Below are 25,554 nucleotides of genomic sequence, written 5' to 3' on the forward strand. Positions count from 1 at the left end.
GCAGTTAGTGTAGTTTTACCGTGGTCAACGTGGCCGATTGTACCAACGTTTACGTGCGGTTTTACGCGTTCAAACTTTTCTTTTGCCATGACGGAACCTATCAGTTTTGTGTATCTAAATTACATATGAAAATAATCCACCAGAGGTAGATTAAGTTAATTTTTTCAAATAGTATTTTCTGACAGATAAAGGAAGTAATCAAGGAGATTCTTAGGACTGGTGCTGATAGGCAGAGTCGAACTGCCGACCTCACCCTTACCAAGGGTGCGCTCTACCAACTGAGCTATATCAGCAACACAAGAACTGGAGCGGGCAGCGGGAATCGAACCCGCATCATCAGCTTGGAAGGCTGAGGTAATAGCCATTATACGATGCCCGCATAAAAATCTGTTCTTAAACTACCTCTAACCGTCAAGAATAAAGTGGTGGAGGGAGCTGGATTCGAACCAGCGAAGGCTGAGCCGTCAGATTTACAGTCTGATCCCTTTGGCCGCTCGGGAACCCCTCCACGATAATTCTCTACTAATTCACTTCCGGTAAAAGGAAAGTGGTGCCGACTAACCGAGTCGAACGGTTGACCTACTGATTACAAGTCAGTTGCTCTACCAGCTGAGCTAAGTCGGCACTGCTTTAGTACGGGGCGAGATATTAGAGTAAGGTTTATTGGGATGCAACAATAAAATTAAAAAAAGTGTAAATTTTTAGTTTAAATGCTCAATATTCACGCGAAAACACGTTTTTTGCACTTTTTTATACTGTTTCGGTTAATTCATACCAATAATTTAAGCCCTTCATTACTAACAATGAATCAAAAATACTTCCTGCAAATTGCTGTTGCAATAGCGAGCCATAGCCACCAGCAAAAATAATTTGTGGTGCTTGTTCTGTTTTTTGAGCCGTTAAATTCAGCTTAGCCTGCTCAATTGCACCGATGGTTGCCACTAAAGCACCATTTTTTAAACCGTTTGGCGTATTTTTACCCAATTCATTAGTAAATGGTGTTTTACCGTCATCAAAAACACGTTGGGTGTTTTGTGTAAGTGATGAGGTCATTAAATCAAGCCCAGGTAAAATCCAGCCGCCTAAATGCTTACCTTCATTATCAAGCACATCAATTGTTGTCGCAGTACCTGCATCAACAACAATGCATGCTTTATGTGGGTATAATGTAAAGCCTGCAATAAGCGCAAGCCACCTGTCGATGCCTAAGTTACCTACGTGCTCGTAAGCGCATACAAGATCTCCAAGCGTTTTGGTTACTTTGGCTTCAAAGCAAGTAATATTATTGCTAGCCGCTTGCGTTAGAATATCGTTTAATAAATCACTGCGCCCTACGCACGCATAAATCACTTCGGTTATTTGCAACCAAGGTAGGTTATTTATATCTGCTGGTTGTGCTTGATCGTTATCCCACAGCACAGCTTTTAGTGATGTATTTCCTACGTCGATCAGTAATCTCATACTTGCGCCTTTCTGAGGGAGACTTCCCCACCATAATAACTTTTTACTTCACCATCTTGGCGAATTCGTATTCCACCTTGTGGGTCAATACCTTCACATATTCCACGCCAGCTTCGGTGCCCTGTATTAAGCTCAACATAATCACCAGCAAATGCATTGAGTGAATTCCATTGCTCATACATATTTTGCAAACCTGTTTGACGATACTGCACTAAACGCTGCTCTAAATGATGAGTAAGCGATGCCACCAGCTGGTTTTTATCTAGCTGTTGGGTATGTTGATTTAAGTCGGTCCACGCTTGGTCTATATGTTGGCTAAAGCTGTCTGGCATTTGTAAGTTGATACCTATACCAATCACAAGCTGACAAGGACCTTGCGGCTGTCCGTCGAGTTCAACTAATACACCTGCAAGCTTTTGCTTATTTATATAAATATCGTTAGGCCATTTAAGCTCTACGTCAATTTGGTATAACGCTTTAATTGCATCATAAACTGCAAGGCCTACTGCAATTGATACACCCATTGCAGCTTGAAGCCCGTCATCTAAACGCCAAAAGTAACTGTAATACAAATTAGCGCCGAATGGGGATTGCCAAACACGGCCGCGTCGGCCGCGCCCTGCTTGCTGCATTTCAGCAACAATAACAGTCCCAGACTCAAGCGCTGTTTTAGCCTGTATACGGCGCATAAGCTCACTGTTGGTCGAATCTATAATAGGGTGTACTTCTACATTGGCCGTATTATCACCTAGCGCTTTGTAGTGTTGATCAATTTGCGTTTTATTTAAAAGGCCCACCTGACTATTCAAACAATAGCCTTTGCCAGTCACTTTAAAAATATCCAAGCCCATTTCTTGTAACGTTTTAATATGTTTACTAACCGCAGCTCGGCTAATCCCTAGCTTTTCACCCAAGGCTTGCCCAGATACAAAGCCTCCTTGGTTGAGTGCATTTAAAATAGCGAGTTTGTTTCCATCAGGTGCTTTCATTGCTCAGGTTCCGCGTTAATATGGCATTCGCTGCACGAATCTATTAAACGTACTTCGTGCTCAAGCATAATGTTGTAGCGCGTATAAACCACTTGCTGAATGTGTTTAATCATTTTTATTAGGTCACTACCTTCACTATTTCCGTGATTAACAAGCACTAGCGCTTGTTGTTCATGCACTTCTACACCGGCCTCGCGGTGCCCTTTTAAACCACTTTGATCGATTAACCAACCTGCTGCGACCTTGTGATGACTTTGCCCATATTCGTAATGAGGTAAATCTGCAAACTGCTTTAATAGCTCAGCTAACTGCTGGTTAGTAATTATTGGGTTTTTAAAAAAACTGCCCGCATTTGGCAATGTATATGGGTTTGGTAATTTACTATTACGCGTTTTTATAACCTGCTCAAACACTGCTTGCGGTGTAATAACATCTAGCTGCTGCAGGGGGCCATAACTTAATACTGGTTGCCACTTTTTTGGAAGCGCTAAGTGTACTTGCGTGATCACCGCTTTATTTTTAAGGGCATGTTTAAATATTGAGTCTCTGTAAGCAAATTCACATTGCTCGTTATTTAATGAATGCATAGTGTTAGTGGTTATATCAAAGTATTCTACCAACTCAATAAATTTAGCTATCTCAACGCCATAAGCACCAATATTTTGTACCGGCGATGCACCCACAGTGCCCGGTATAAGTGCTAGATTTTCAAGCCCGGGTATCTTTTTCTCTAATAAATAACTGACTAGTTGATGCCAGTTTTCGCCTGCAGCAATACTAATTAGTGTGTCGCTCTCACGCTCGGTAATTTTAATACCTTTTAAGGCTATTTTTATAACCGTACCCATGTAGTCATTTAAAAATACGGTATTACTGCCCTCGCCTAGCAAACAAAACGGTGCACTAAAACTTTGCGTTTTAAGTTGCTCAAGCTGAGTAATTTCAACAAAATTTTGGCATTGGCTGTTTAATGCGAATGTATGTAAGGAGTGTAATGAATGCGCCACAAAGCTCTCTAAAAATACCGGTAACTAATCGCAATAGTTTACCTCATCGTCGCAAATGTGGCACTAGATTGTAAAAATCACTCAACCCACCGTGTCAATCGTGATATAAAACCAGCACTTTTTTATTTGTGTTCAGAGTAATGATGAAAATTAAACCTCTTTTTTTAAGCCTCGCTATGGCGGGTATGTGTTCGCAAGCAATGGCTAATGCGATTGACCAAAACTCGTATGCTAACCTTGATGATGTTGTTACTACTCACTTAAACCTTGATTTAGATGTCGACTTTGCCGACAAGCAGTTAGAAGGTTTTGTGGAGCATACTCTTCAGTGGAACAACAGCAAAAGTAGAACTCTGGTACTTGATACCCGCGACTTAGACATTGATAAAGTAATGTACAAAGACCAAAGTGGTAACTGGAAAAAGGCGACTTTTGATTTAGCTAAGCGAGATGACGTTAAAGGTTCAAAGCTTACTATTAAGTTTAAAAACCAAGCTGAAGTAGTTCGTATTTACTACAACAGTCGTCCAGAAGCATCTGGCCTGCAATGGTTAACACCCACGCAAACGGCAAGTAAAACGCATCCATTTATGTACAGCCAATCGCAAGCAATTCATGCACGTAGTTGGATCCCAGTGCAAGATACACCCGCAATGCGTGTAACTTACTCTGCACGAATTCATACACCAAAAGATATACGAGCAGTAATGAGTGCCGACAACAAAGATGCGCTTTATAAAGATGGCGACTACATTTTTGATATGCCACAAGCAATTTCACCTTACCTAATTGCTATTGGTGCAGGTAACTTAGAATTTAAAGCAATGTCGCACCAAACGGGCATATTTGCTGAGCCTACAATTTTAGATGCCTCAGTTGCTGAATTTGACGACACCCAAGCCATGATCGACAAAACAAACGCTATGTACGGCGAATATGCATGGGGTCGCTACGACTTATTAATGCTACCGCCAAGTTTTCCGTTTGGTGGCATGGAAAACCCACGCTTGTCATTTATAACCCCAACGGTTGTTGCCGGTGATAAAAGCTTAGTTAACCTTATTGCCCATGAGCTTGCTCATTCTTGGTCAGGTAACTTAGTAACTAACGCAACGTGGGAAGATTTATGGTTAAACGAAGGTTTTACCTCGTACGTTGAAAACCGCATTATGGAAGAAGTATTTGGTCGTGACCGTGCGGTTATGGAACAAGCACTTGATTCAGCGTCTTTACGCGCACAAATTAAAACAATTGATGCACCAGATACACGCCTTAATTTAAAGCTTAATGGCCGTGACCCAGATGATGCGTTTAGCTCAGTGCCTTACACTAAAGGTCAGTTATTTTTAATCTATCTAGAAAACAAATATGGCCGCGATAAGTTTGACCCGTTCGTAAAAGCCTACTTTAAAGAGTTTTCGTTTAAATCACTTACTACCGCGCAATTTGTTACTTACTTAAAAGCTAACTTAATTGAGAAGTACCCGGGTGTTGTAAGTATGGATAAAGTAAACGAATGGATTTTTGAACCTGGCTTACCAAGTGATGCGCCCAATCCTACTTCTGATGCATTTGATAAAGTAGATACTGCAACAGCAGCATGGCTAAAAGGCGACACAACAGCTGCTCAACTACCAACAGCTGATTGGTCTGTGCATGAGTGGCTACACTTTTTAAATAACTTACCACGCGATTTAAGCATAGAGAAAATGAGCGAGCTTGATAGTGAATTTAATCTAACGCAATCAACGAATGCTGAACGTGCATTTGCTTGGTTTATGCTAGCAGTAGGTAATGGTTATCAACCAATTTATCCTGCGCTTAATAAGCACTTATCAGGTATTGGCCGTCGTAAGTTAATTGTGCCGTTATACAAATCACTTATCACTAACGGTAAAAAAGAGTGGGCTCAAAGCGTGTACTTAAAAGCACGCCCTGGGTATCACCCTCTTGCACAGGGTACTATTGACGCATTATTTGAATAAATAGCGTTAATTAGAAACTAAAAAGGGCCAAATTTGGCCCTTTTGTTTTTCTGTTTTTCACTTTTTTACTTTTTCTAAAAAAGCTTTACGCTCCGTAGCCGTGGCTTGCTGCCACCAAAAATCAAGCATTTGCGGCGCACTTGGCATGCCTTTACCTGTAATTGGTGCTATCGGCTTTATTGGCTGACTAGGACGAGAAGGTCCTGCAGGCATTGTATTTTGCATTGCCGGTTTATTGCTTGCTAGCTGCGTGTTAGAAATAACACTTAAAGGTTTAGCAACAGCGCTACTTTTTGCTTTTAAACTCACTTGAGGGGCTTCTGCAAATACTTTTGCAGATACCGCATTTTCAGCACGATTAAACACTAAGGTATAATCTTTACCTGCTTCAACAGTTACATTTACCCAAAATGGTTCCGACTCTATAACTTCATGCGTGTCATAATCATCTTCATATAAATCGGTGTATTTTAGCCTAAGCTGATAGGTCCCTGGAGCAAGCTCGACATCGTCAATACGACTAAACAAAGAGCTTTCTAGCATTTTATCGCCCACTTGCAGTGGTACAATTTCTTCTGGAAAGTGAATATTCTCAGCATTAGCCGAAAAACTAACTAGTAATGCAACTGCACTACTTATTAAAATTGGTTTAAGCATATTAACTCCTTTATTTGATTTCAGTTTGACACTGCTTTGAAAGTTTGTCATTAGTGAGCTTAAAATTCACAACACTTAATTAGGAACACACTATGAGCCAAGAAACTATTTTTACCAAAATAATTAATCGTGAAATTCCGGCAGATATTATTTACGAAGATGAAAACACTCTCGCATTTAAAGATATAAACCCACAAGCGCCATTTCATGTATTAATTATCCCAAAAAAAGCAATTGCTACTATAAATGATATAAATCCTGAAAACTCACATTTAGTAGGCAACTTATACGTAGCCGCAGCTAAATTAGCTAAGCAACATAATTTTGCTGAGGACGGATACCGCGTAGTTATGAACTGTAACGAACATGGTGGGCAAACTGTTTATCACATACATTTACACATGCTTGCCGGTAAAGAGATGGGGTGGCCACCTTATCAAAATGTAAAAAAAGTAAATTAATTAAAATTTTTCACTAAACTATTCCACTCAACTAATTAGTTACAAATGTTATGGTTTTTCATGGTTATAAATAATAAATAGTTACTTATTTGCAACATTTTATGTTTAAATAATCGTAATATCGTATTTGTTATTGAGTACATCAACGACTTTCTAATACAAAAGGTGTGGAAGTCGTGATAAACTCAGTCAGTCAGCTTTATAAAAGAGTATAAAAACATGAGCAGTTCAGCCTTTTTGTTATTAGATCAAGAGCCAATTAACACTATTGGTATTAACGTTTTAGAACCTTTGTTAAAAACGCAAGGCCTTGACGTAACCACAGGTACTAATATTTTAGACATACCTGAAGGGACTCGACTTTTGTTTATTGAAACATCAAGCAAGGATGCATGGGGAAAACTAAAAGAACAACTAGTAAACCTACGTATTAAATGCGATATCATATTATTTAATCTAGACGAAAACCCTGAACTTGCTAACCGTGCATTGTTGAGCGGTATTCGTGGCGTGTTTTACACAACAGATAACGCCGATGTATTAATGAAAGGTATTCGCTTACTACTTGAAGATCAACTTTGGTATCGCCGCGATATAATGTGTAATGCATTAAATCGTATGCTTCAGTTTAATAAAGATGCCCTGCATAAATTAACTGAAGGTGATATTGAGCCTGTTAAACTCACTAAACGAGAAAAAGCAATAATCTCACTAATGAGTAAAGGTTCGAAGAATAAAGAGATCGCAGAAGATTTAAGTATCAGTCCACACACTGTTAAAACACATTTATATAGCGCATTTAGAAAAACTAAATGTCGTAACCGTATTGAGCTCCTATCTTGGGCACAGCAAAATATTCCTGATGAAATTCGTTAATCAAATATTTAGTTTAAAATTAAAAGCAGACACTTAGGTGTCTGTTTTTGTATGTGTTGCGTACTTATTTAATACTAATTTGCTTACTTAAGTGATCTGTTTTGAAAATTGGTATAAGTGTATACTTTTAATAATATTTGTTTAAAAACTACTTTGCTGGACTATTAATGCTCGACTCTTTCACTCTTTATTTTGCCAGCATCGCCATCATGGTTGTAATGACTTTACTTAACTTTTTGACGTGGCGAACAAACAAACAAATTCCAGGCACATTGCTTTATATTTTCTATCCCATATTGCTATTAGGCTCAGTTATTGGCTTTACTCTTGTTGGTGATACACATAATTTAGTAATTATTAGCGCTGCCAGTAGCATGATGTTTGCCGCATCAATAGTGCATTGTTTATCGCTCAGTCAGTTTTTAAATTATCACGGTATTGGTTTTAAATTACTTTGCTCAGTGACCGTTTTTTGCACTGTAATGCTTGGTTATTACACCTTTTTTGACCCATCTTTGCACGAAAGAGTAATTGCATCCGATATACAACACATAGCAGAAGCCGGTTTTTTACTGTTTATATTTATTAAGTGTGCACGCAAACCCTACCCTAATGGCAGTATTGTATACATAACCATTTTAACGCTTGTTGGTTTAAGCTTTATTGGCCGCTCGTTATTTATGAATAACATTGAACAAAAAAACCTTTTAGTAAACGGCTGGTTTAGCTCTTTGCTATTTTTAAATGGCGTAATTGCGCCCATGTTTTATGCTGCAGGTATGGCGTTATTGTGTAATGAGCGCAGAGAGCAGCATCTCAATAAGTTAGCCGATAAAGCACAAAAAGATTTAGAAATACGCGGGTTATTTTTATCTACTATAAGCCACGAAATTCGCACCCCGCTTAACGGTATTTTGGGCAGTGCTCAACTTGTTATGAACCAAACAAGTGATACTCGCAATAAAGCCTATTGCGAGGCGATTATAAATTCTGCCGAATCTCTTAATTTATTGGTAGATAAAGTACTCGATTATGCAAGTTTGGATCAAAGTGACGAAGCGCTTTACGAAGAAGATGTCGAGTTTAAAACATGGCTTAATAATTTATGCTTATTACTAAGTCCTCTCGCCGAGCAAAAACAGCTCAAGTTTGAACTAATATGTAATATTCCTGAGCAAGCCTGTTATTACTGCGACCAGCAAAAACTTAGGCAAATAATTATTAATTTAGTGGGTAATGCCATTAAGTTTACAGACCACGGAACCGTTAAAATTCAGGTTGATTTAGTTTTAGAAAAGCAACTTGAGCACACTATAAAAATTAGTGTAAAAGATTCAGGGCCAGGTATAGAAAATGATGAGATAGCTTACTTAACAGAGCCCTACGTACAAAGCAGTGCAGGAAAAGAGAAAGGTGGGACCGGCCTTGGTTTAGCTATTACCAGTCGCCTACTTGAAAAGCTCAGTAGCCGACTCGAAATAGCTAGCCAGCTTGGAACCGGCAGTGTATTTAGCTTTACCGTTACTTTTACCTTAGGTGAATTAAGCCTTGTAGAGCAGCGCCATCAAACTAAAGATTACTTAACAGGTCTTGATGTACTACTGGTTGAAGATTTAGATTTAAATCAAAAAATTGCTATAGAATTTATGGCCGACGATGAGCACAAAATTAAGCTCGCAAAAGATGGGAAAAGCGCAATAGAGCTCATGCAAGCTCACCACTTCGATGTTGTTTTGCTTGATATGAACTTACCTGATTTAACAGGCCAAGAAGTACTTAAACGGCTAAAACGCATTGATCATAAAAATCAACGAACGCCAGTACTCGCATTTACTGCAAGCCTTAGCCCTGACGAAGTAAAAGAGTATTTAGAATTAGGTATAAAAGACATTGTAGGTAAGCCTATTAAGCACGAGAAGCTTCGCCAAGCACTTAGCGACTCTCAATCTAATCAAACTGCGAGTATTGCAGTAGAGCTTATTGATACCTTGTATGACAAAACAGCGGCCGAAACACTCACCAGCTCGTTTAGTGAAGATGAAGTGTCGTCGATTTATAATGAGTTTGTGCTTTCGGCGCGTAACAAGCTAATTCGCTGTCAAAAGCTTATTGATCAACAACCAGAGCAATGCATTAAGCTTTTACATCGACAAGCAAGCACTGCTCTGCAACTTGGCTTTAATCGCTATGGTCTTGAGCTTAAAAAAATAGAGCGCCGTTTACTCGATAAAAAACCACACAACGATATGCTTGATGAAGCGTTAGATCTGTGGCAACGAAGCTTAGAGCAATATTTAAAGTTTGTGCGTGGGCAGTTAGAGTAATAGTGAATTAGCTTTAAAAACAGCTAATTATTAGCCTCTTCCATATTTATCATCAAATCGCTCTATGTCGCTTTCATCAAGTACAGCACCGGTTTGCACTTCAATGACTATTAACGGCTCTTTTTGATTATTAGCCAAGTTATGAATTTGTTTTGCGGCGATATAACACGATTGGTCATGCGTTAGCGTATACGCCTGCTCATCAATGCATACATCTGCAATGCCCGAAACCACAACCCAATGTTCAGCGCGATGCTGATGGCGCTGCGTCGAAAGCTTAGCACCGCTGTTAACAGTAATTTTTTTAACTTTAAAGCCAGTACCCTCAACCAAAGTACGGTAATTCCCCCACGGGCGAAAAACCACTTGATGATGGTTAAGTTTATCAGCCTGTGTTGTCGCAATTTGCTTGAGCAACAAAGGCAGAGAATCCAGCTCATTTTGATTTGCGATTAACGTGGCATCATGAGTATGAATAATCGCTAAATTACTCACCCCAAGCGTGGCTATTGTGTGCTCAGCCTCTTTAATAACTAAGTTATTAGTGCTTTCTTGAGCCATATAATTAGTATTTAAACTATTACCGTTTTCATCTTTTTTTGTAAGCGCATCAAGGGATGAAAAACTGCCTACATCACTCCATTTTAAATCAACAGGCATAACAACTACGTTATCGCTTCGCTCTAAAATGGCGTAATCAATTGAATTGCTTGGGCAATGTTCAAGCGCACTGTTGCTTGGGCGGGTAAACCCTAAATCTTTAGTAAATTGTGCGGCTGCGGCGACACTCGTTGCTATTTTTGGCGCAAATCGTTCTAGCTCTTTTAAATAGGCTGCTGGGGTAAATAAAAACATGCCGCTATTCCAGCTATAACCTCCTTGAGCTAAATAACGGTTCGCTGTATCTAAGTCAGGCTTTTCTTTAAATTGAGCGACATCGTAACAACCTGTTCCAGCAATAGCCGCGCCTTGTTTTATATAGCCATAGCCAGTATGTGGCTTTGTAGGTGTAATCGAAAACGTCACTAACTTCCCTTGCTCAGCAAATTTTACAGCTTCTGGGAGCTTAGCTGTTAATGCATCAAAGTTTTCAATATGATGATCGGCAGGCATCACTAGTAGCGGACCAGTAACACCATTTTGTAGTGCGTAGTGCGCCGCTAATCCGATAGCAGGCGCGGTATTTTTACCGTTAGGCTCAAGTAATAATGCACTAGGAGCTAAGCTTGCAACTTGCTCGGCGGCAATAAATCGGTGCTGTTCGTTACACACTAAAATAGCATTATCGAACAACCCATCAGAAACACGCGCCAACGTACTTTGTAGCAATGACGTGTTTTCATTTAGTAGTGGTAAAAATTGTTTAGGCATTGCTTGGCGAGAAAGCGGCCACAAGCGAGAGCCTATGCCACCTGCTAAAATTACAGGAGTGATTAAAGTGTTCATTACGAAATTTGCCGCCAACAAAAAATATCAGCGGCCATTTTAACACTTTATTGGCTCTGCGCTAAATTAACGTGTTTATATTAATGTAAAAGAGTCTGCATCTAAATAGGCAGGAAACGCCGCTTTAAACTCATCCAGTGGTGCTTTTTCAAGTGTTATAGTAACTAGTTGTTCGGTGTCATCTTGCGCTTTAGTCAAGGCATCGCCTTTAAAGTCGTATACCGCTGTACCACCATTGTGCGCGGCACCATTACCATCATCCCCTACGCGATTAACGCCTACTACGTAACACAGGTTTTCCATTGCACGCGCCATAAGTAGCGTATCCCATATGTGGCGGCGTACAGCTGGCCAATTTGCTACGTTTATCATTACATCGTAGTCGTTATTATTACGTTGAAATACCGGAAAGCGGAGGTCGTAACATACCTGCGGTAATAGTTTAAAGCCTTTGATTTCAAAAACTTTGCGCGCTTGCCCTGCTACAACGTAATCGCCCTCACTGCCTAAGCGAAATAAATGGCGTTTGTCGTAATAACTCACCTCTCCGTCGGGTTTTACCCAATAAAACCGATTGGCTTTTTTATTGCCTTGCGCAACCAGTACCGAACCGGCAATAACCGCATTATGTTTATGAGCCTGTGCCTTTAACCAAGTAAGTACTTTACCGCTTTCGGGCTCTGCACAATCTAAATTAATAGCAAAGCCAGTCGAAAATGTTTCGGGCAGTAAAATAAGATCGGGCTGATTAGTAATTGCTTCAAGCTGTTTATTAAACATGGCTAAATTAGCGTCTTTATCAAGCCAGTGAAGCGAGCTTTGCAATGCTGTAATAGTTAAAGTTGACATAATATTTGCGCTGCCTCTATGAGAGTGTTGTCGTTTTTAGCAAAGCATAAACGAATTACTTTATCGGTTGGTGGCTTTTGATAAAACACACTTAACGGAATAGCCGCAACACCTGCTTGCTCTACTAACCAATGGCAAAATTCAACATCGTTTAAATCCGATACATCGCTGTAATCTAACAATAAAAAGTAAGTGCCTTGGCTAGGTAAAATTTTAAAACGGCTGTTACTTAAATGACTCGCTAATAAGTCGCGTTTTTGCTGATAAAACCCGCTTAGCTCATCTATATGCTCACCTTGCTGCTCGAGCATATCGGCAAGCGCATGCTGTGCGGGGGTAAAACTTGAAAACGTAACGTACTGATGAATTTTTCTAAATTCGACAGCTAAATCGGCAGGTGCAATACAGTAACCCATTTTCCAGCCCGTGCTGTGAAACGTTTTACCAAAGCTCGATACAACAAAGCTTTTGGCAAATAATTCATCATCGCGTAATACGCTTAAATGCGGTTGTTCATCAAACGTAATGTGCTCATATACCTCATCGCTTATTACATACAAATTGTGAGTACCAACTAACTCTTTAAGCGCTTTTATATCTTGTGGCTGTAATATTTTACCGCTTGGGTTATGAGGCGTATTTATAATAATTGCACGGGTATTTTTAGTAATTGCTTGGCTTACTACTTGCCAATCAATGGTGTAATTTGGCGCACTTAAAACAATGTGTACCGACTTTCCACCAGCGAGTTCAATTGCCGGTTGGTAAGAGTCATATGCAGGGTCAAATACAATCACTTCATCACTGGGGCGCACAATTGTTTGAATAGCCACAAACAATGCCTCTGTTGCACCCGAGGTAACAGTCACTTGATCAGCTGCGTTTATATCAGCTGCATATTTGCGCTTTGCTAAATCAGCAATTTGTTGCTGTAATCGTGGTACACCACTTGAAGGTGAATATTGATTAACGCCCTGCTGCACATAATAATTTAACTGCGTTTTTAAAAGATCAGGAGCATCAAACTCAGGAAAGCCTTGAGAGAGATTAATTGCCGAAAACTCATTAGCCAACCCGCTCATTTGGCTAAATATACTAACGCCTAAATTTGGTAATTTACTTTCAAACACGTGATGCCCTTAATGATGGTTTTGCGCTTAAAGCGATGCTATCATTGCTTAAAACAGAAGTATAGCCGTCTAAAAACAATTAACTTTACGCTCATTAGTGAGGAATGTATGCAAAACAATACCGCTATTTCACAACTTATTGAAGCCGGAAAATGGGTTAGCCAAAAAGGCTGGGTACCCGCAACAGGCGGAAACTTTTCAGCTCGTACTAGCACTGGCTTTGTTGTTACAGCTAGTGGGCACGATAAAGGCTCACTGACGCAAGAGCATTTTTTGCAATTAGATCATCAAGGCGAGCGCCTAGCAGGAGCTGTAAAACCATCGGCAGAAACACAATTACACCTAAGTTTGTATCAGCTTATACCTGATGCGCAGTGTGTTTTGCATACTCACTCTGTAGCCGCTACCGTACTGTCGCAAATTACCCAAGGGCATCAGCTTGATTTAACAGGCTATGAAATGCAAAAAGCACTGAGCGGCTTTACTTCGCATTTAGAAACGCTGAGCATTCCTATTTTCGATAACGATCAAGATATTGACCGATTAAGCCTACTGGTCAGTGACCATCATTTACATACACCTATAGAGCACGGCGTACTGATACGTGGTCATGGTTTATATGCAGTAGGACGTAATATTGATGAAGTTCGTCGCCACCTAGAAGCCTTAGAGTTTTTATTTCGCTGCGAACTAGAGCGCCTAAAAATAATAGGTATTCAAGCGGGAGTAACTAAATGATTAAAGCCATTTTAACCGACATCGAAGGCACAATAACCCGTATCTCGTTTGTTAAAGAGGTGTTGTTTCCTTACGCAGCAAAACAGTTACCTACCTTTGTACGTGCCGATGCTAATAAGCCAGATGTAGCTGAGCAAATTAGTGCCGTAAAAGCCCTTATCGAAAAGCCAAACGCCGATATTGAAGAGGTCATTAGCACTTTACTTACCTGGATTGATGGAGATAAAAAAATCACTCCACTTAAACAGTTACAAGGCTTAATTTGGCAAACAGGGTATGAACACGGTGATTTTAAGGGTCATTTATACCCAGATGCATTTGATTTTTTACAAGCTCAGTACAACAACGATATAGCTTTATATGTGTACTCGTCAGGGTCAGTAAAAGCGCAGCAGCTACTTTTTAAATACAGTGATTATGGTGACATTCGCAGCTTGTTTACTGACTTTTTTGACACCAAAGTTGGCGCAAAACAAGAGCAAATGGCCTATAACACCATTGTTGAGCTGTTACCGTTTAAAGCAGCAGAAATACTCTTTTTAAGTGATGTAGCCGGCGAGCTTGATGCCGCGCAAGCTGCAGGCTTAAAAACACTACATTTAATTCGTGATGGGCAAGCAAGCACTAAAGCACACCCTTATATTAATAACTTTAGCCAATTTAAATTGGAGCAATTAGTATGAGTCAATTAACAATATATGCTGACAACGATGCAAGCAAAGCACTTGTAAGCACATCAAATGCTGATGATATTACAAAGCAACTAGCTAAAGTAAACGTACGTTTTGAACAATGGCAAGCAAATGCAAATATTAATGAGCACACCACCCACGAGCAAATTATTAGTGCGTACAAAAACGATATAGATCGGTTAAAAACCGAAAATGGCTATCAAACAGTAGACGTTATATCTCTAGCTAAAGGTAATCTTGGCGCATCAGAGCTGCGCAAAAAGTTTTTATTTGAACATACTCATAGTGAAGACGAAGTGCGTTTTTTTGTAAAAGGCCAAGGGCTATTTTGCCTGCATTTAGGCAATAAGGTTTACCAGGTACTTTGCCAACAAGGCGATTTAATTTCAGTGCCTGAACTTACCCCGCATTGGTTTGATATGGGAAGCGACCCTGAGTTTACTGCCATTCGCTTATTTAACAATACAGAAGGCTGGGTAGCAAAAAGCACTGCCTCGTCTATTGCAGAGCAATTTCCGCTATTATCGTAAGTTAGCCATTCAAAACCTTGGTCCACACTGATAAACATAACGTGGACCAAAACATCGCGAAGCTACTTAAGCTTTATGAGATCGCCATTTTCAACCTGACTTTGGTTATAAACACCTGTATCTAACACCCACCCTGTGACCAGTTTTGCCGGCGTTATATCAAATGCAGGGTTATATACATTAGCATTGATGGGCGCCCATAAAGCCTCGCCAAAGCTACCGCTAACTCCGCGCACTTCTTGAGGATTACGTTGCTCTATTTCTATATCATTACCACAAGCGGTGTTGGTATCAAGCGTGGTAATAGGCGCAACGACATAAAATGGAATGTTATGAAAATACGCAAGTACGGCTAAATTATAGGTGCCCACTTTATTAGCAAAATCACCATTGGCAGCAATACGATCAGCCCCTACTACTATTTTATCCACCTTACCTGCAGCCATTAAACTTGCCGCCATATTATCGCAAATTAATGTGTACGGTATTTCCCAGCGCTCAAGCTCAAAGGCCGTTAAGCGGCCGCCTTGTAATAATGGTCGTGTTTCATCAACCCACACATGTACGTTGCCATGTTTTTGCTGCGCTTTGTAAATAACACCCAGTGCAGTACCAATACCAGCGGTTGCAAGCGCCCCTGTATTACAATGAGTTAATATGTTGTCGCCACTATTTATAAGCTCGGCACCACGATTTGCCATTCGTTCACACAGCTCAATATCTTCAATAAACAACCGCTCAGCAGTACTAACAATACCGGCAACATAATCGCTTTGCGTTAAAGCTTTTCGCAATGCCGCCATACAATGCATTAAATTAACCGCCGTTGGACGAGTGGCTTCTAGTTCATTGATTGCTTTTTCAAGCTCACTTTTCACTACCCCTTGCTCAGCTAAATACGCCACTAACAAGCTCGCGCCTAAACCAATAAGTGGGGCTCCACGCACTTTTAAGTTAATGATCAGCTCTTTCATGGTTTCTACATCATGGCACTGATGCCATACCTGCTGGTGAGGTAGTAAATATTGGTCGAGCACACTAAGCGACCCGTTTTCATATTTTAAACTGCTTGCGATTAAGTTTTGCATAATGCTTAAGGTATTAAAAATGCGTAACGTTATTTTACACCACTTTGAATAACTCTCAAGTTAGACTTGTAGACATCTAAACATTTAAAAGTATAGAATGCTTAAAAGCTGATTTTTGAGATTTAAACCATGACTAACTATGTTGCTTTTAATGCACAGCGCGCTATCGATTACGTATCGACATTAATTGAATCTAAACAATGTAATTTTTTTGATTCCGGACAAACCTTATCGGCATATGAGTTTGGTGATGGCAATCTTAATTTAGTATTTAGAATTACTGATGAGCAAAACAATAGTGTTATTTTAAAGCAAGCTCTGCCTTACGCGCGTTGCGTGGGTGAGTCGTGGCCATTAACGCTTGATAGAGCCCGTATAGAAGCACAAGTTTTACTTAACCATGGTGCTATTTGCCCTACTTATACTGCTAATGTTTTACATTATAGTGAAATGCAAGCGCTGACTATTTTAGAAGATTTAGGTAATTTACAAATATTGCGTACTGCACAAAATAATGCAGAGCAATTCCCTAAATTAGCGCAGCACGTAGCGACCTACTTAAGCCACACCGGCTTTTATAATTCAGATTTTTACTTAACCGCGCAAACTAAAAAAGCACTCGTTAGCCAATTTACTAATCCTGAGCTTTGCCAAATCACTGAAGACTTATTTTTTAGCGATCCGTACATTGAGCACGAACGCAATAACTACCCAAAGCAACTACAAAACGAAGTTGACGCAATACAAAAAAACAACGCATTGAAGTTAGAAATAGCAAAACTAAAAGCTAATTTTTTATCTAACCCGCAAACATTACTTCATGGTGATATGCACAGCGGTAGCATTTTTGTTGATTGTAATAATACAAAGATGATTGACCCAGAGTTTGGCTTTTTTGGGCCTATTGGGTTCGATATTGGCTCTTTTATTGGTAATTTACTATTGAATTACTGCGCGCAAGCAGGTCATATTGATGACTTTGTAGCACGTCGCAATTACCAAACACATTTACTTAGCTGTATCGTAGACACCTATAGTTTATTTGAGCAGCAATGGCTTGAATTAATACGCACTAAAACAACAGATGAATCACTAGCGCCAGTAAGCTATGCGCAATACTTTATGAAAAACGTATTGCAAGATGCTGTTGGTTACTGTGGTGCTGAGTTAATTAGGCGCACTATTGGGCTTGCGCACGTAAGCGATATAGATAGTATTAGTGATGACAATGCGCGCCTTACAGTGCAAAAACAAACATTAGCACTAGGCGAGCAACTTATTTTAAATGCACAAACATGCAACAACAAAGAAGCATTCCTTAGTTTATTAATAAGCCAATTAAACTAACAAGCATTAAAAAAGGCGCTATAAGCGCCTTCTAGTTAGTTAAAACTTACTTGTAGTTTTCATAAATTTTATCAAGCGGCTCTGAAAGCCCACTTTCTTGCACTATACGTACATGCTTACGAGCCAACTCTCGTGCACTTGTTACACCGCATGAGTGAGCAATTAAACCGGCTCCGTAATGAATATATTTATTATAGTTAGCTACTCGTTGCGCTTTATCAGCTACATTTAAGCCGCGTTGCAAACGCTCGTTATGCGTAGTGATCCCGGTTGGACAGGTATCTTTATTACATTGCATTGCCTGAATACAGCCCAGTGCAAACATATGACCACGAGCCGATACAACAAAATCAGCACCGAGCGCCAATGCCCAAGCAACCTTTGAAGGTACGATTAATTTACCCGATGCAATAATTTTCACGCGATCTCGAAGCCCGTGCTTTTCAAGCATATTAACTACAAGCGGCAAGCTTTCGCGAAGAGGTAAACCCACCGAATCCATAAGCGGCTGCGGTGCAGCCCCCGTACCACCATCAGCACTATCAATTGTTATAAAATCGGGTGCCGACTCAATGCCACGATGATTTATTTCTGCAAATAACGTTTCTAACCAGGTGTAATCACCAATAACGGCTTTAAAGCCTGTTGGCTTTCCTGTGGTATTACGCACAGTGGCAATCATATCGAGAATATCGGCTGGGTTTTTAATTTCAGGGTGTCCATTTGGGCTAATCGAATCTTGCCCTTCTGGAATACCCCTAATTTTAGCTATTTCGGCGTTAACTTTGCGCCCTGGTAACATACCGCCTTTACCTGGTTTTGCACCTTGGCTCATTTTTAGCTCGAACATTTTAACTTGTTCGTGAGCTGCTATTTCTTTAAGTTTTTCGGTGCTTAAGTTTCCATGCTCGTCTCGGGCACCATATTTAGCTGTACCAATTTGAAATACCAGATCGGCGCCACCTTCAAGGTGGTAAGGGCTTAAGCCCCCTTCACCTGTGTTCATCCAGCAACCCGCTAATTTAGCACCTTTTGATAAAGCGCGCACAGCAGGCTTTGAAAGCGCACCAAAGCTCATGCCCGACACATTAAATAACGAATTAGTGGTGTAAGGTGTTTTACAATACGGACCTAAAGTAACATTACTCGGGTCAAGTGCCTCTTCATCTAAAGTAGGAAAAGCACAGTTCATAAACATAACCGTACCCGTCACTTCTAAGCTTTGTGTTGAACCAAATGCAGCGGTGCGATCGACATCTTTTGCTGCGCGGTAAACCCAACTGCGCTCAGCGCGGTTAAATGGCATTTCTTCTCGATCGAGAGCAAAAAAGTATTGTCTGAAAAATTCACCTTGGCGTTCAAAAAAATATCGAAAGCGGCCAATTACTGGGTAGTTACGCCTAATAGCATGTTTTGTTTGTGTTATATCGCGAAAGTAAAAAATAATAACAGTAAGCACAATTAACCCAAGTGCGATAATAAAAATACTCGCAAATACGTCAATACTAAACATAATGAAATTGCTCATCTAAGGCCCCTTGATGGCTATATTTTTAAATAATACCTATTGCGTAGTATCTGAATATTTTGACGATTGGAGTCGCTAAAATAAACTACATTACTAGGTCTGTGGTATAAAAAAGGTGTTGCGGTCAAAATGACACAACACCTTTGTTTGTTCAAGGTTTATAAGCCCTACAAAGCTAATTTTGCAGCTTAGTTAACTCATTTTTTATATATAAACGTACCTGTGTTTCTAATACTGACAAGGGCACTGAACCATGGCGAAGAACCTGATGATGAAATTCGCGAATATCAAAATTTGGTCCAAGCGCTTGCTCTGCTTCAACACGTAAACGTTTAATAGTTAACTCACCAATTTTGTATGACAGTGCCTGAGCTGGCCAAGATATATAACGGTCAGTTTCTGTTTTAACATTATGCAGCGAAAGCGCGGTGTTCTCGCTCATAAAGTTCATAGCTCGCTCGCGGCTCCAGCCATACATGTGCATCCCTGTATCAACAACCAAACGTGCTGCTCGCCACATTTCATAAGTTAAGCGACCAAAACGGCTATATGGGTCTTGATAAAAGCCTGCCTCTAAACCTAAATATTCAGAGTAAAGCCCCCAACCTTCGCCAAATGCCGAAAGGTAAGCATCACGACGATAGCTCGGCAAATTTTCAAGCTCTGCATTAAGTGATATTTGTAAATGATGACCTGGCACTGCTTCGTGCAACGTTAATGCTTCTAAAACATACAGAGGGCGCTTATCTAAAGCGTAAGTATTTACCCAGTAGTATCCAGCTTCATCATCTCGATTAGAGCCAGAATACCGACCTGTTGTGTATTTAGGGGCAATACTTGCGGGTACCGGTGCCACGCCATAAGGTTTACGCGGTAAGGTATGAAATAACTTAGGCAGCTGTGCATCCATTTTTTTAGCAATGTAAGATGCTTCTTTTAAAAGTTGCTCAGGTGTTGTTGCGTAAAACTGTGGGTCGGTACGTAAAAAGTGAATAAACTCAGCAAATGAGCCTTTAAAACCAACTTCTTTTATTACAGCTTCCATTTCACCTCGAATGCGAGCAACTTCTTTTAAGCCTAGCTCGTGGATCTCTTTTGGTGTCATGTCGGTAGTGGTGTAATGCTTAGCACGATTTTTATAAAAAGCTTTGCCATTAGGGGTTTCTGAAATACCAATACTTGTGCGGGCGCCCGGTTGGTATTGCTCAGTAAAAAACGTTAAGTAGCCTTTATATGCTGGTATTACTTTATTTTTTAAAACAACTTTAGCTCGCTGTTGAAGTGCATAAAAGTCACTCTCACTTAAACTGGCAGTGTTAGCTAAAAACGGTTTATAAAATTCTGATTGAGTTACATCATCAACAATATAAGTACTTATGGAGTCTTCGTATCCTTCTAAAACTGCTTTTGGTTGGGTGAGACCTGTTTCGAGCCCTTTTTTCATCCAATATATATTTTGCTCAAAAAAGCGGGGGATTTGTGCTAAACGTGCAAGGTATGTCTCTAAATCTTGCTCTTTTTTATATTGAGAACTGTTAACGATGTACGACAGACCGGAGTGAAAACCATACTCAGATGTAAGCGGCATGTAATGCGCATTAAACACATATTCATCAACGCTATTTTGCACCTGAGCACGAATAATACTTAAGTTAATTTGATTTTCGTCACTAAGCTTAGTTGCATCTACGGCATCTAAGTCTGCTAATAATTGAGTATTACTTTTGTACTGCTTTGCTAAAAATTCTGGCGATAAATTGGCAAGCAAATAGCCATCAACCCCTTTTGAACTGCTATAAGGGTTTATACTTTCTCTATATTGAACAATAGATTGTGCTACTTGAGTAAACTGTTCATCCGCATTGGGTGTGGTTATTTGACATGCACTTAACGAACATAAAGCAGTTATGCCAAGAAGCGTTTGGCGAAGCGTTTTTGGTAAAAAAAGATTCATTATTATTTAACTTGATGATGCAATAGATTGCATAAAACTATCGTAGGCTAAAGAAATAGCAAGTAAATGAGACAAACTAGCATGTTGAAATAATGCTACATACGTTAACAGAAGTAAAAACCAGCCGAATTGATGAGAAAAACAGCGATTGGGCTGCTAAAGTAAAATTTAAGTTCCCTAACTATCGTTTTTGCTTTTAAATAGCGCGGATAATGATTACTGTATAAAAAAATAATAAAAAGCTCGGACGCATAACCGCCTCATGGAATGAGATATTTTAAAATTTGCACTTATGCGTACTTAGTTGGTATTTAAAATGATGTTCCATGATTCCATGGCTATTGCACAAGAGAAGATGACTAAAGTGTGTGTGTTTTTAGAGCGCTATGCACTTTCTCCTACGCCGCTCAATTATCAAGTTGTTTATACCTATACTAGCCAAACTAACCTTGAGCTGAACAAAGCCTTAGACCGCGCTATTGCGGTTGAAGATAATATAGACAGTGTTTTAATTGAACAGCTCCATGCTGAATTTTTAAATACCGGTCACACAGAGCAAGTCAACATGATTCAAAATGTTGATGGTGTTATAAGTTCACTTTCTCAAAACTCTCAAGCTACTGAAAAACAGATAATTCGCTTTGCGGGTCAGGTGAGCGAATGCGTACATTCACTAGATGAGAACAACATAGAACAAAGCCGTCAAGCGCTTGAAGTACTTCATAATCAAACCGCCGAATTACTAAATCAACACAAGCAATTTAAGCAAGAACTAAGTAAAGCCAAACAACTACACGAAAAAACAAAAAAGCAGCTAAATCAACTTCGTAAACAACATATTATTGATAGCCAAACAGGGCTTTATAAACGCCATTATTTAACGCAACAAACTCAAGTATGGACTAATCAAAAAAAGTCTATTTGCGCCATTGCGATTCAAATAGATAACCTTGATCACTTTACTGAAAATTACGGTGATATAATTGGTGAAGTTATTTTGAATAAAGTAGCTAAACAAGTGCAAAAATATGTTTTTCAAAGTGGCTTGCCTGGCCGCACAGCTAAAGATCAATTTACTGTTTTACTCGCCGATATAGACCCAGAAACAGCCAATGTTATAGCTGAAAAAGTCCGAAATGGAGTCGAAAAGCTTCGCTTTGTTAGTTCAAAAACAGGGATTAAGTTACCTAGTATTGGCTTATCTCTAGGAATTGCTCAACATCTACAAGAAGATGATTTTAACCAGTTAGCTAAAAAAGCGTCTCATGCGGCTTTTAAAGCGCGGTCATTAGGGCAAAGTAGCTACACTGCAGGGCAATAAATTACCTGATAAATCATATTCAAATTGCACCTACTGCGTACAATAAAGTACACTAACCTCTATTGTCACGATAGAGATTAGTCATGAACGAAACCGAACAAAAGACCACGCATTTTGGTTATAAAACAGTAGCCGAGGGCGATAAAGCTTCTATGGTTGCTGATGTATTTCACTCAGTAGCTGCAAAATACGATGTAATGAATGATTTAATGTCTTTTGGTGTGCATCGTTTATGGAAACGTCAAACTATTGCAAGCTCAGGTGTTCGTAAAGGCCATCATGTACTCGATTTAGCCGGCGGCACTGGCGACTTAACGGCAAAATTTAGTCAACTAGTTGGCGAGACCGGTCAAGTTGTTTTGGGCGATATAAATTCATCTATGCTTAAGGTTGGTCGTGAAAAACTACACAATCTTGGCTTAGTAGGCAATATTGACTACGTACAAATGAATGCTGAAATGCTGCCATTTCCAGATAATAGCTTTGATGTGATCACTATTGCCTTTGGCTTACGTAACGTTACCGATAAAGACAAAGCATTACGCTCTATGTACCGTATTTTAAAGCCAGGTGGCAGATTACTTGTTTTAGAGTTTTCAAAACCAGAGCATGACGTACTTAGTAAAGCTTACGATTTTTACTCATTTAATTTATTGCCAACAATGGGTAAGCTAGTTGCTAACGACAGTGAATCGTACAAGTATTTAGCTGAGTCTATTCGTATGCATCCAGATCAAGACACATTAAAAGCGATGATGGAAGATGCGGGCTTTGAACAAACAACATACCAAAACCTCACAGGCGGAATTGTTGCACTGCATCGTGGTTTTAAATATTAAGGCTAGCAGTTATGGCGCTTGAAAAAATAACAAAAAGCAATAATGGTGCAATGTCATCTGAGTTTTTTATGTTACCTAATTTTGTACTTTCGCTTATTGAGCGTGTACTAAATCAAGCGCTTAGCCTTGACCCACAATTATCTCAAAAGCTAAACGCCGTTAAACATAAGCGCTTAGTGGTTGAAATAAGAGATTGGCAACAAAGCATCCAACTCGTTTATAGTGCTGATCAATTACACTTATACAGTGCCCAAAGTAACGAAAACGCAGATTGTATGATCAGCGCAGATATAGAAACACTTTTAGCGCTCAAAAACCCTGCAATGCTTACCCAATTAATTCGCCAAGATAAGCTCGACTTACAAGGCGATTTAAATATTGCGCAAACTTATAGCAATGCATTTTCAGGTATTGATATTGATTGGCCTGAACAACTTTCTAAATACATTGGCGATACCCCCGCTCAGCAGTTATATCTACACCTAAAAGAACTAAAACAAAAGAGCAGCAAAACCAATACTAAAATAAGTACCATGCTTACAAGTTTATGCCAAGATGAGCTCGCAATTACTATTCATCCATTAGAACTTGAGCAATTTAAACAAAAAAATAGAGAACTCAAAGGACAAGTCGCTGCCGTTGAGCAACGCATTAACGCCCTCTTAAATTCTTTTTTACCTTCAAACACCCGCTAAGGATTTTTTGTGTCGACTGCACGTTTGTATAACATCACCAAAACGTTACTTAGCTATGGACTAGACGAGCTAATTCCAAAGCATAAAGTGCCTTGGTTTGGTAAAATAGCCCGTGGCAGTTTATTTTGGCTGCGTAATCAGCACAAAGAAAAACCTGCGGGGCTACGTTTACGTTTAGCATTGCAAGAGCTGGGTCCTGTTTGGATCAAATTTGGTCAAATGCTCTCTACTCGTCGTGATTTACTCCCTCATGATATCGCTTTAGAGCTTGCGTTTTTGCAAGATCAAGTTCAACCATTTGAAGGCGAACTTGCACAAAAAATAATAGAAAAAGCGCTCGAAATTAACGATATAAGTGAATTATTTAGTGAGTTTTCACAAACTCCACTGGCCTCTGCATCTATAGCGCAAGTACATACAGCAAAACTTATTGATGAGCAGAGTATTGAGCAAGATGTCGTAATTAAGGTTATTAGACCCAATATTTATGAGCAAATTAATGCCGATTTAGCGCTAATGGAAAAGCTCGCAAAGGTACTTGCAAAAGTACATAACGAATCAAAACGCCTGCGTCCTGTAGAAGTAGTTAAAGAATATAAGAAAACACTCCTAGACGAGCTCGACTTAATGCGAGAAGGTGCCAACGGCATTCAACTAAAACGCAATTTTGAAGGCTCTGATTCATTATACATCCCTGCAGTTTACAGTGATTACAGCCGTAGCAATGTGCTGGTGATGGAGCGTATTTACGGCATACCCGTCTCTGATACCGATGCACTTATGGCGCAAAACACTAATATGAAATTACTTGCTGAGCGTGGCGTAGAAGTGTTTTTTACGCAGGTGTTTAGAGACAGTTTTTTTCATGCCGACATGCATCCGGGTAATATTTTCGTCTCTCGAGAGCACCCTGAAAACCCAATGTATATCGGTATTGATTGCGGTATTGTTGGTACGTTAAGCAAAGAAGATAAACGCTATTTAGCTGAAAACTTTATCGCCTTTTTTAATCGTGATTATCGCCAAGTTGCACAACTACACGTTGATTCTGGTTGGGTACCACCAGATACTAGCATTGAAGAATTTGAATTTGCGATTCGCACAGTTTGCGAGCCTATATTTAATAAACCTTTGGCTGAAATTTCATTTGGGCACGTACTCGTAAATCTATTTAATACTGCACGTCGTTTTAACATGCAGGTACAGCCGCAATTAGTATTACTACAAAAAACTTTATTATACGTTGAAGGATTGGGGCGTCAGCTATACCCACAACTCGACTTATGGAAAACAGCTAAACCCTTTTTAGAAGACTGGGTAAAGCAACAAGTTGGGCCGCTATCAGTACTGAAGCAAATGTATGCTAACTTGCCATTTTGGGCTGAAAAAATGCCCGAGTTACCGGATCTAATTTACCAAAATTTAAAGCGTGCACCACACATTCAACCGCAAGAACAAAAGGTATCTCATAAACCTTTAATATTGAGTTTATTTGGTAGTGCTACAATGATTATGGCAACACTTTGTTATTTACAGCACGATTTAATAGCTGCAAGTCTTGCAATAAGCTTATCGGCTATTAGCTTTATAGCGGCATGGCGCAGCGCATAAACTGGGTGCTATTTGCGCTAGTGAGC

At 39.7% G+C, this 25,554-nt stretch carries 23 protein-coding genes and 4 tRNA genes; 12 read left to right on the forward strand and 15 right to left on the reverse strand.

What is annotated here, in order from left to right:
- From GQR47_RS08745 to murB, 8 genes are all read right to left on the reverse strand, one after another.
- The coding region (locus GQR47_RS08745) for a GTP-binding protein (RefSeq protein ID WP_233997923.1) at positions 1 to 89 on the reverse strand (89 nt) is incomplete at its 3' end.
- Positions 90 to 217: 128 nt separating this feature from the next.
- Positions 218 to 293 (reverse strand) — tRNA-Thr (locus GQR47_RS08750).
- Positions 294 to 304: 11 nt separating this feature from the next.
- Positions 305 to 379 (reverse strand) — tRNA-Gly (locus GQR47_RS08755).
- Between the two features lie 44 nt (positions 380 to 423).
- Positions 424 to 508, reverse strand: a tRNA-Tyr gene (locus tag GQR47_RS08760).
- A 40-nt stretch (positions 509 to 548) separates the two neighbouring features.
- Positions 549 to 624 (reverse strand) — tRNA-Thr (locus tag GQR47_RS08765).
- Positions 625 to 750: 126 nt separating this feature from the next.
- On the reverse strand, positions 751 to 1,461 hold the full coding sequence (locus GQR47_RS08770) for a type III pantothenate kinase (protein WP_024597283.1): 711 nt from the start codon (positions 1,459 to 1,461) through the stop codon (positions 751 to 753).
- On the reverse strand, positions 1,458 to 2,450 hold the full coding sequence (birA, locus tag GQR47_RS08775) for a bifunctional biotin--[acetyl-CoA-carboxylase] ligase/biotin operon repressor BirA (protein WP_024597284.1): 993 nt from the start codon (positions 2,448 to 2,450) through the stop codon (positions 1,458 to 1,460). Before birA ends, GQR47_RS08770 begins: the two co-directional genes overlap by 4 nt.
- Positions 2,447 to 3,457, reverse strand: coding sequence for a UDP-N-acetylmuramate dehydrogenase (gene murB, locus GQR47_RS08780; protein ID WP_024597285.1), 1,011 nt, complete (start codon positions 3,455 to 3,457; stop codon positions 2,447 to 2,449). Before murB ends, birA begins: the two co-directional genes overlap by 4 nt.
- Positions 3,458 to 3,600: 143 nt before the next feature.
- On the opposite strand from murB, the gene GQR47_RS08785 reads away from it, so the two are divergent.
- On the forward strand, positions 3,601 to 5,442 hold the full coding sequence (locus GQR47_RS08785) for a M1 family metallopeptidase (RefSeq protein WP_024597286.1): 1,842 nt from the start codon (positions 3,601 to 3,603) through the stop codon (positions 5,440 to 5,442).
- Between the two features lie 57 nt (positions 5,443 to 5,499).
- On the opposite strand, the gene GQR47_RS08790 is transcribed toward GQR47_RS08785, so the two are convergent.
- Entirely contained in the window at positions 5,500 to 6,099 is a 600-nt protein-coding gene (locus GQR47_RS08790) for a DUF2057 domain-containing protein (RefSeq protein ID WP_024603644.1), read from the reverse strand.
- Positions 6,100 to 6,191: 92 nt separating this feature from the next.
- Between GQR47_RS08790 and GQR47_RS08795 the strand changes: the two genes are divergently transcribed.
- The 3 genes from GQR47_RS08795 (at position 6,192) to GQR47_RS08805 (ending at position 9,760) form a co-directional block, all read left to right on the forward strand.
- Entirely contained in the window at positions 6,192 to 6,560 is a 369-nt protein-coding gene (locus tag GQR47_RS08795; protein ID WP_024597062.1) for a histidine triad nucleotide-binding protein, read from the forward strand.
- Between the two features lie 219 nt (positions 6,561 to 6,779).
- A complete protein-coding gene (locus GQR47_RS08800; protein WP_004334929.1) occupies positions 6,780 to 7,436 on the forward strand; it encodes a response regulator transcription factor in 657 nt (218 codons plus the stop codon).
- Between the two features lie 167 nt (positions 7,437 to 7,603).
- Positions 7,604 to 9,760, forward strand: a complete 2,157-nt coding sequence (locus GQR47_RS08805; RefSeq protein ID WP_024597063.1) for a response regulator — start codon at positions 7,604 to 7,606, stop codon at positions 9,758 to 9,760.
- 30 nt (positions 9,761 to 9,790) lie between these two features.
- On the opposite strand, the gene GQR47_RS08810 is transcribed toward GQR47_RS08805, so the two are convergent.
- The 3 genes from GQR47_RS08810 to GQR47_RS08820 form a co-directional block, all read right to left on the reverse strand.
- Complete coding sequence (locus GQR47_RS08810) at positions 9,791 to 11,206, reverse strand: mannose-1-phosphate guanylyltransferase/mannose-6-phosphate isomerase (RefSeq protein WP_024597064.1); 1,416 nt, start codon at positions 11,204 to 11,206, stop codon at positions 9,791 to 9,793.
- A gap of 75 nt (positions 11,207 to 11,281) precedes the next feature.
- Positions 11,282 to 12,055 carry an amidohydrolase gene (locus GQR47_RS08815; RefSeq protein ID WP_024597065.1) on the reverse strand — a complete coding sequence of 258 codons (774 nt, stop codon included), beginning with the start codon at positions 12,053 to 12,055 and terminating at the stop codon, positions 11,282 to 11,284.
- Positions 12,043 to 13,185: a methionine aminotransferase gene (locus GQR47_RS08820; protein ID WP_024597066.1), complete on the reverse strand. Its 1,143-nt coding sequence runs from the start codon at positions 13,183 to 13,185 to the stop codon at positions 12,043 to 12,045. The genes GQR47_RS08815 and GQR47_RS08820 overlap by 13 nt, the downstream gene beginning before the upstream one ends.
- Before the next feature lie 108 nt (positions 13,186 to 13,293).
- Here GQR47_RS08820 and GQR47_RS08825 point away from each other — a divergent pair, with 108 nt between their 5' ends.
- The 3 genes from GQR47_RS08825 to GQR47_RS08835 are packed head-to-tail and all read left to right on the forward strand — an operon-like array spanning position 13,294 to position 15,145.
- Positions 13,294 to 13,923, forward strand: coding sequence for a methylthioribulose 1-phosphate dehydratase (locus GQR47_RS08825; RefSeq protein ID WP_024597067.1), 630 nt, complete (start codon positions 13,294 to 13,296; stop codon positions 13,921 to 13,923).
- Complete coding sequence (mtnC, locus tag GQR47_RS08830) at positions 13,920 to 14,606, forward strand: acireductone synthase (RefSeq protein WP_024597068.1); 687 nt, start codon at positions 13,920 to 13,922, stop codon at positions 14,604 to 14,606. The genes GQR47_RS08825 and mtnC overlap by 4 nt, the downstream gene beginning before the upstream one ends.
- Positions 14,603 to 15,145, forward strand: a complete 543-nt coding sequence (locus GQR47_RS08835) for an acireductone dioxygenase (RefSeq protein WP_024597069.1) — start codon at positions 14,603 to 14,605, stop codon at positions 15,143 to 15,145. The genes mtnC and GQR47_RS08835 overlap by 4 nt, the downstream gene beginning before the upstream one ends.
- Positions 15,146 to 15,207: 62 nt before the next feature.
- On the opposite strand, the gene mtnA is transcribed toward GQR47_RS08835, so the two are convergent.
- On the reverse strand, positions 15,208 to 16,233 hold the full coding sequence (gene mtnA, locus GQR47_RS08840) for an S-methyl-5-thioribose-1-phosphate isomerase (protein ID WP_154903834.1): 1,026 nt from the start codon (positions 16,231 to 16,233) through the stop codon (positions 15,208 to 15,210).
- A gap of 129 nt (positions 16,234 to 16,362) precedes the next feature.
- Between mtnA and mtnK the strand changes: the two genes are divergently transcribed.
- Positions 16,363 to 17,580, forward strand: a complete 1,218-nt coding sequence (gene mtnK, locus GQR47_RS08845; protein ID WP_024597070.1) for an S-methyl-5-thioribose kinase — start codon at positions 16,363 to 16,365, stop codon at positions 17,578 to 17,580.
- A 46-nt stretch (positions 17,581 to 17,626) separates the two neighbouring features.
- On the opposite strand, the gene GQR47_RS08850 is transcribed toward mtnK, so the two are convergent.
- Positions 17,627 to 19,108, reverse strand: coding sequence for an FMN-binding glutamate synthase family protein (locus GQR47_RS08850; RefSeq protein WP_024597071.1), 1,482 nt, complete (start codon positions 19,106 to 19,108; stop codon positions 17,627 to 17,629).
- Between the two features lie 175 nt (positions 19,109 to 19,283).
- Positions 19,284 to 21,062, reverse strand: a complete 1,779-nt coding sequence (locus GQR47_RS08855; RefSeq protein ID WP_024597072.1) for a DUF885 domain-containing protein — start codon at positions 21,060 to 21,062, stop codon at positions 19,284 to 19,286.
- A 334-nt stretch (positions 21,063 to 21,396) separates the two neighbouring features.
- On the opposite strand from GQR47_RS08855, the gene GQR47_RS08860 reads away from it, so the two are divergent.
- The 4 genes from GQR47_RS08860 to ubiB all read left to right on the forward strand — a co-directional run bounded on the left by GQR47_RS08860 (position 21,397) and on the right by ubiB (position 25,528).
- Positions 21,397 to 22,383, forward strand: a complete 987-nt coding sequence (locus GQR47_RS08860; protein WP_004334947.1) for a GGDEF domain-containing protein — start codon at positions 21,397 to 21,399, stop codon at positions 22,381 to 22,383.
- An 83-nt stretch (positions 22,384 to 22,466) separates the two neighbouring features.
- Positions 22,467 to 23,222, forward strand: coding sequence for a bifunctional demethylmenaquinone methyltransferase/2-methoxy-6-polyprenyl-1,4-benzoquinol methylase UbiE (gene ubiE / locus GQR47_RS08865; RefSeq protein ID WP_024597074.1), 756 nt, complete (start codon positions 22,467 to 22,469; stop codon positions 23,220 to 23,222).
- An 11-nt stretch (positions 23,223 to 23,233) separates the two neighbouring features.
- A complete protein-coding gene (locus GQR47_RS08870) occupies positions 23,234 to 23,917 on the forward strand; it encodes an SCP2 sterol-binding domain-containing protein (protein ID WP_024597075.1) in 684 nt (227 codons plus the stop codon).
- Between the two features lie 9 nt (positions 23,918 to 23,926).
- Positions 23,927 to 25,528: a ubiquinone biosynthesis regulatory protein kinase UbiB gene (gene ubiB / locus GQR47_RS08875; protein ID WP_024597076.1), complete on the forward strand. Its 1,602-nt coding sequence runs from the start codon at positions 23,927 to 23,929 to the stop codon at positions 25,526 to 25,528.
- The last annotated feature ends 26 nt before the right edge of the window (positions 25,529 to 25,554 follow it).

This window comes from Pseudoalteromonas sp. Z1A2 (assembly GCF_011378755.1).
GTDB classification, from domain to species: domain Bacteria; phylum Pseudomonadota; class Gammaproteobacteria; order Enterobacterales; family Alteromonadaceae; genus Pseudoalteromonas; species Pseudoalteromonas distincta.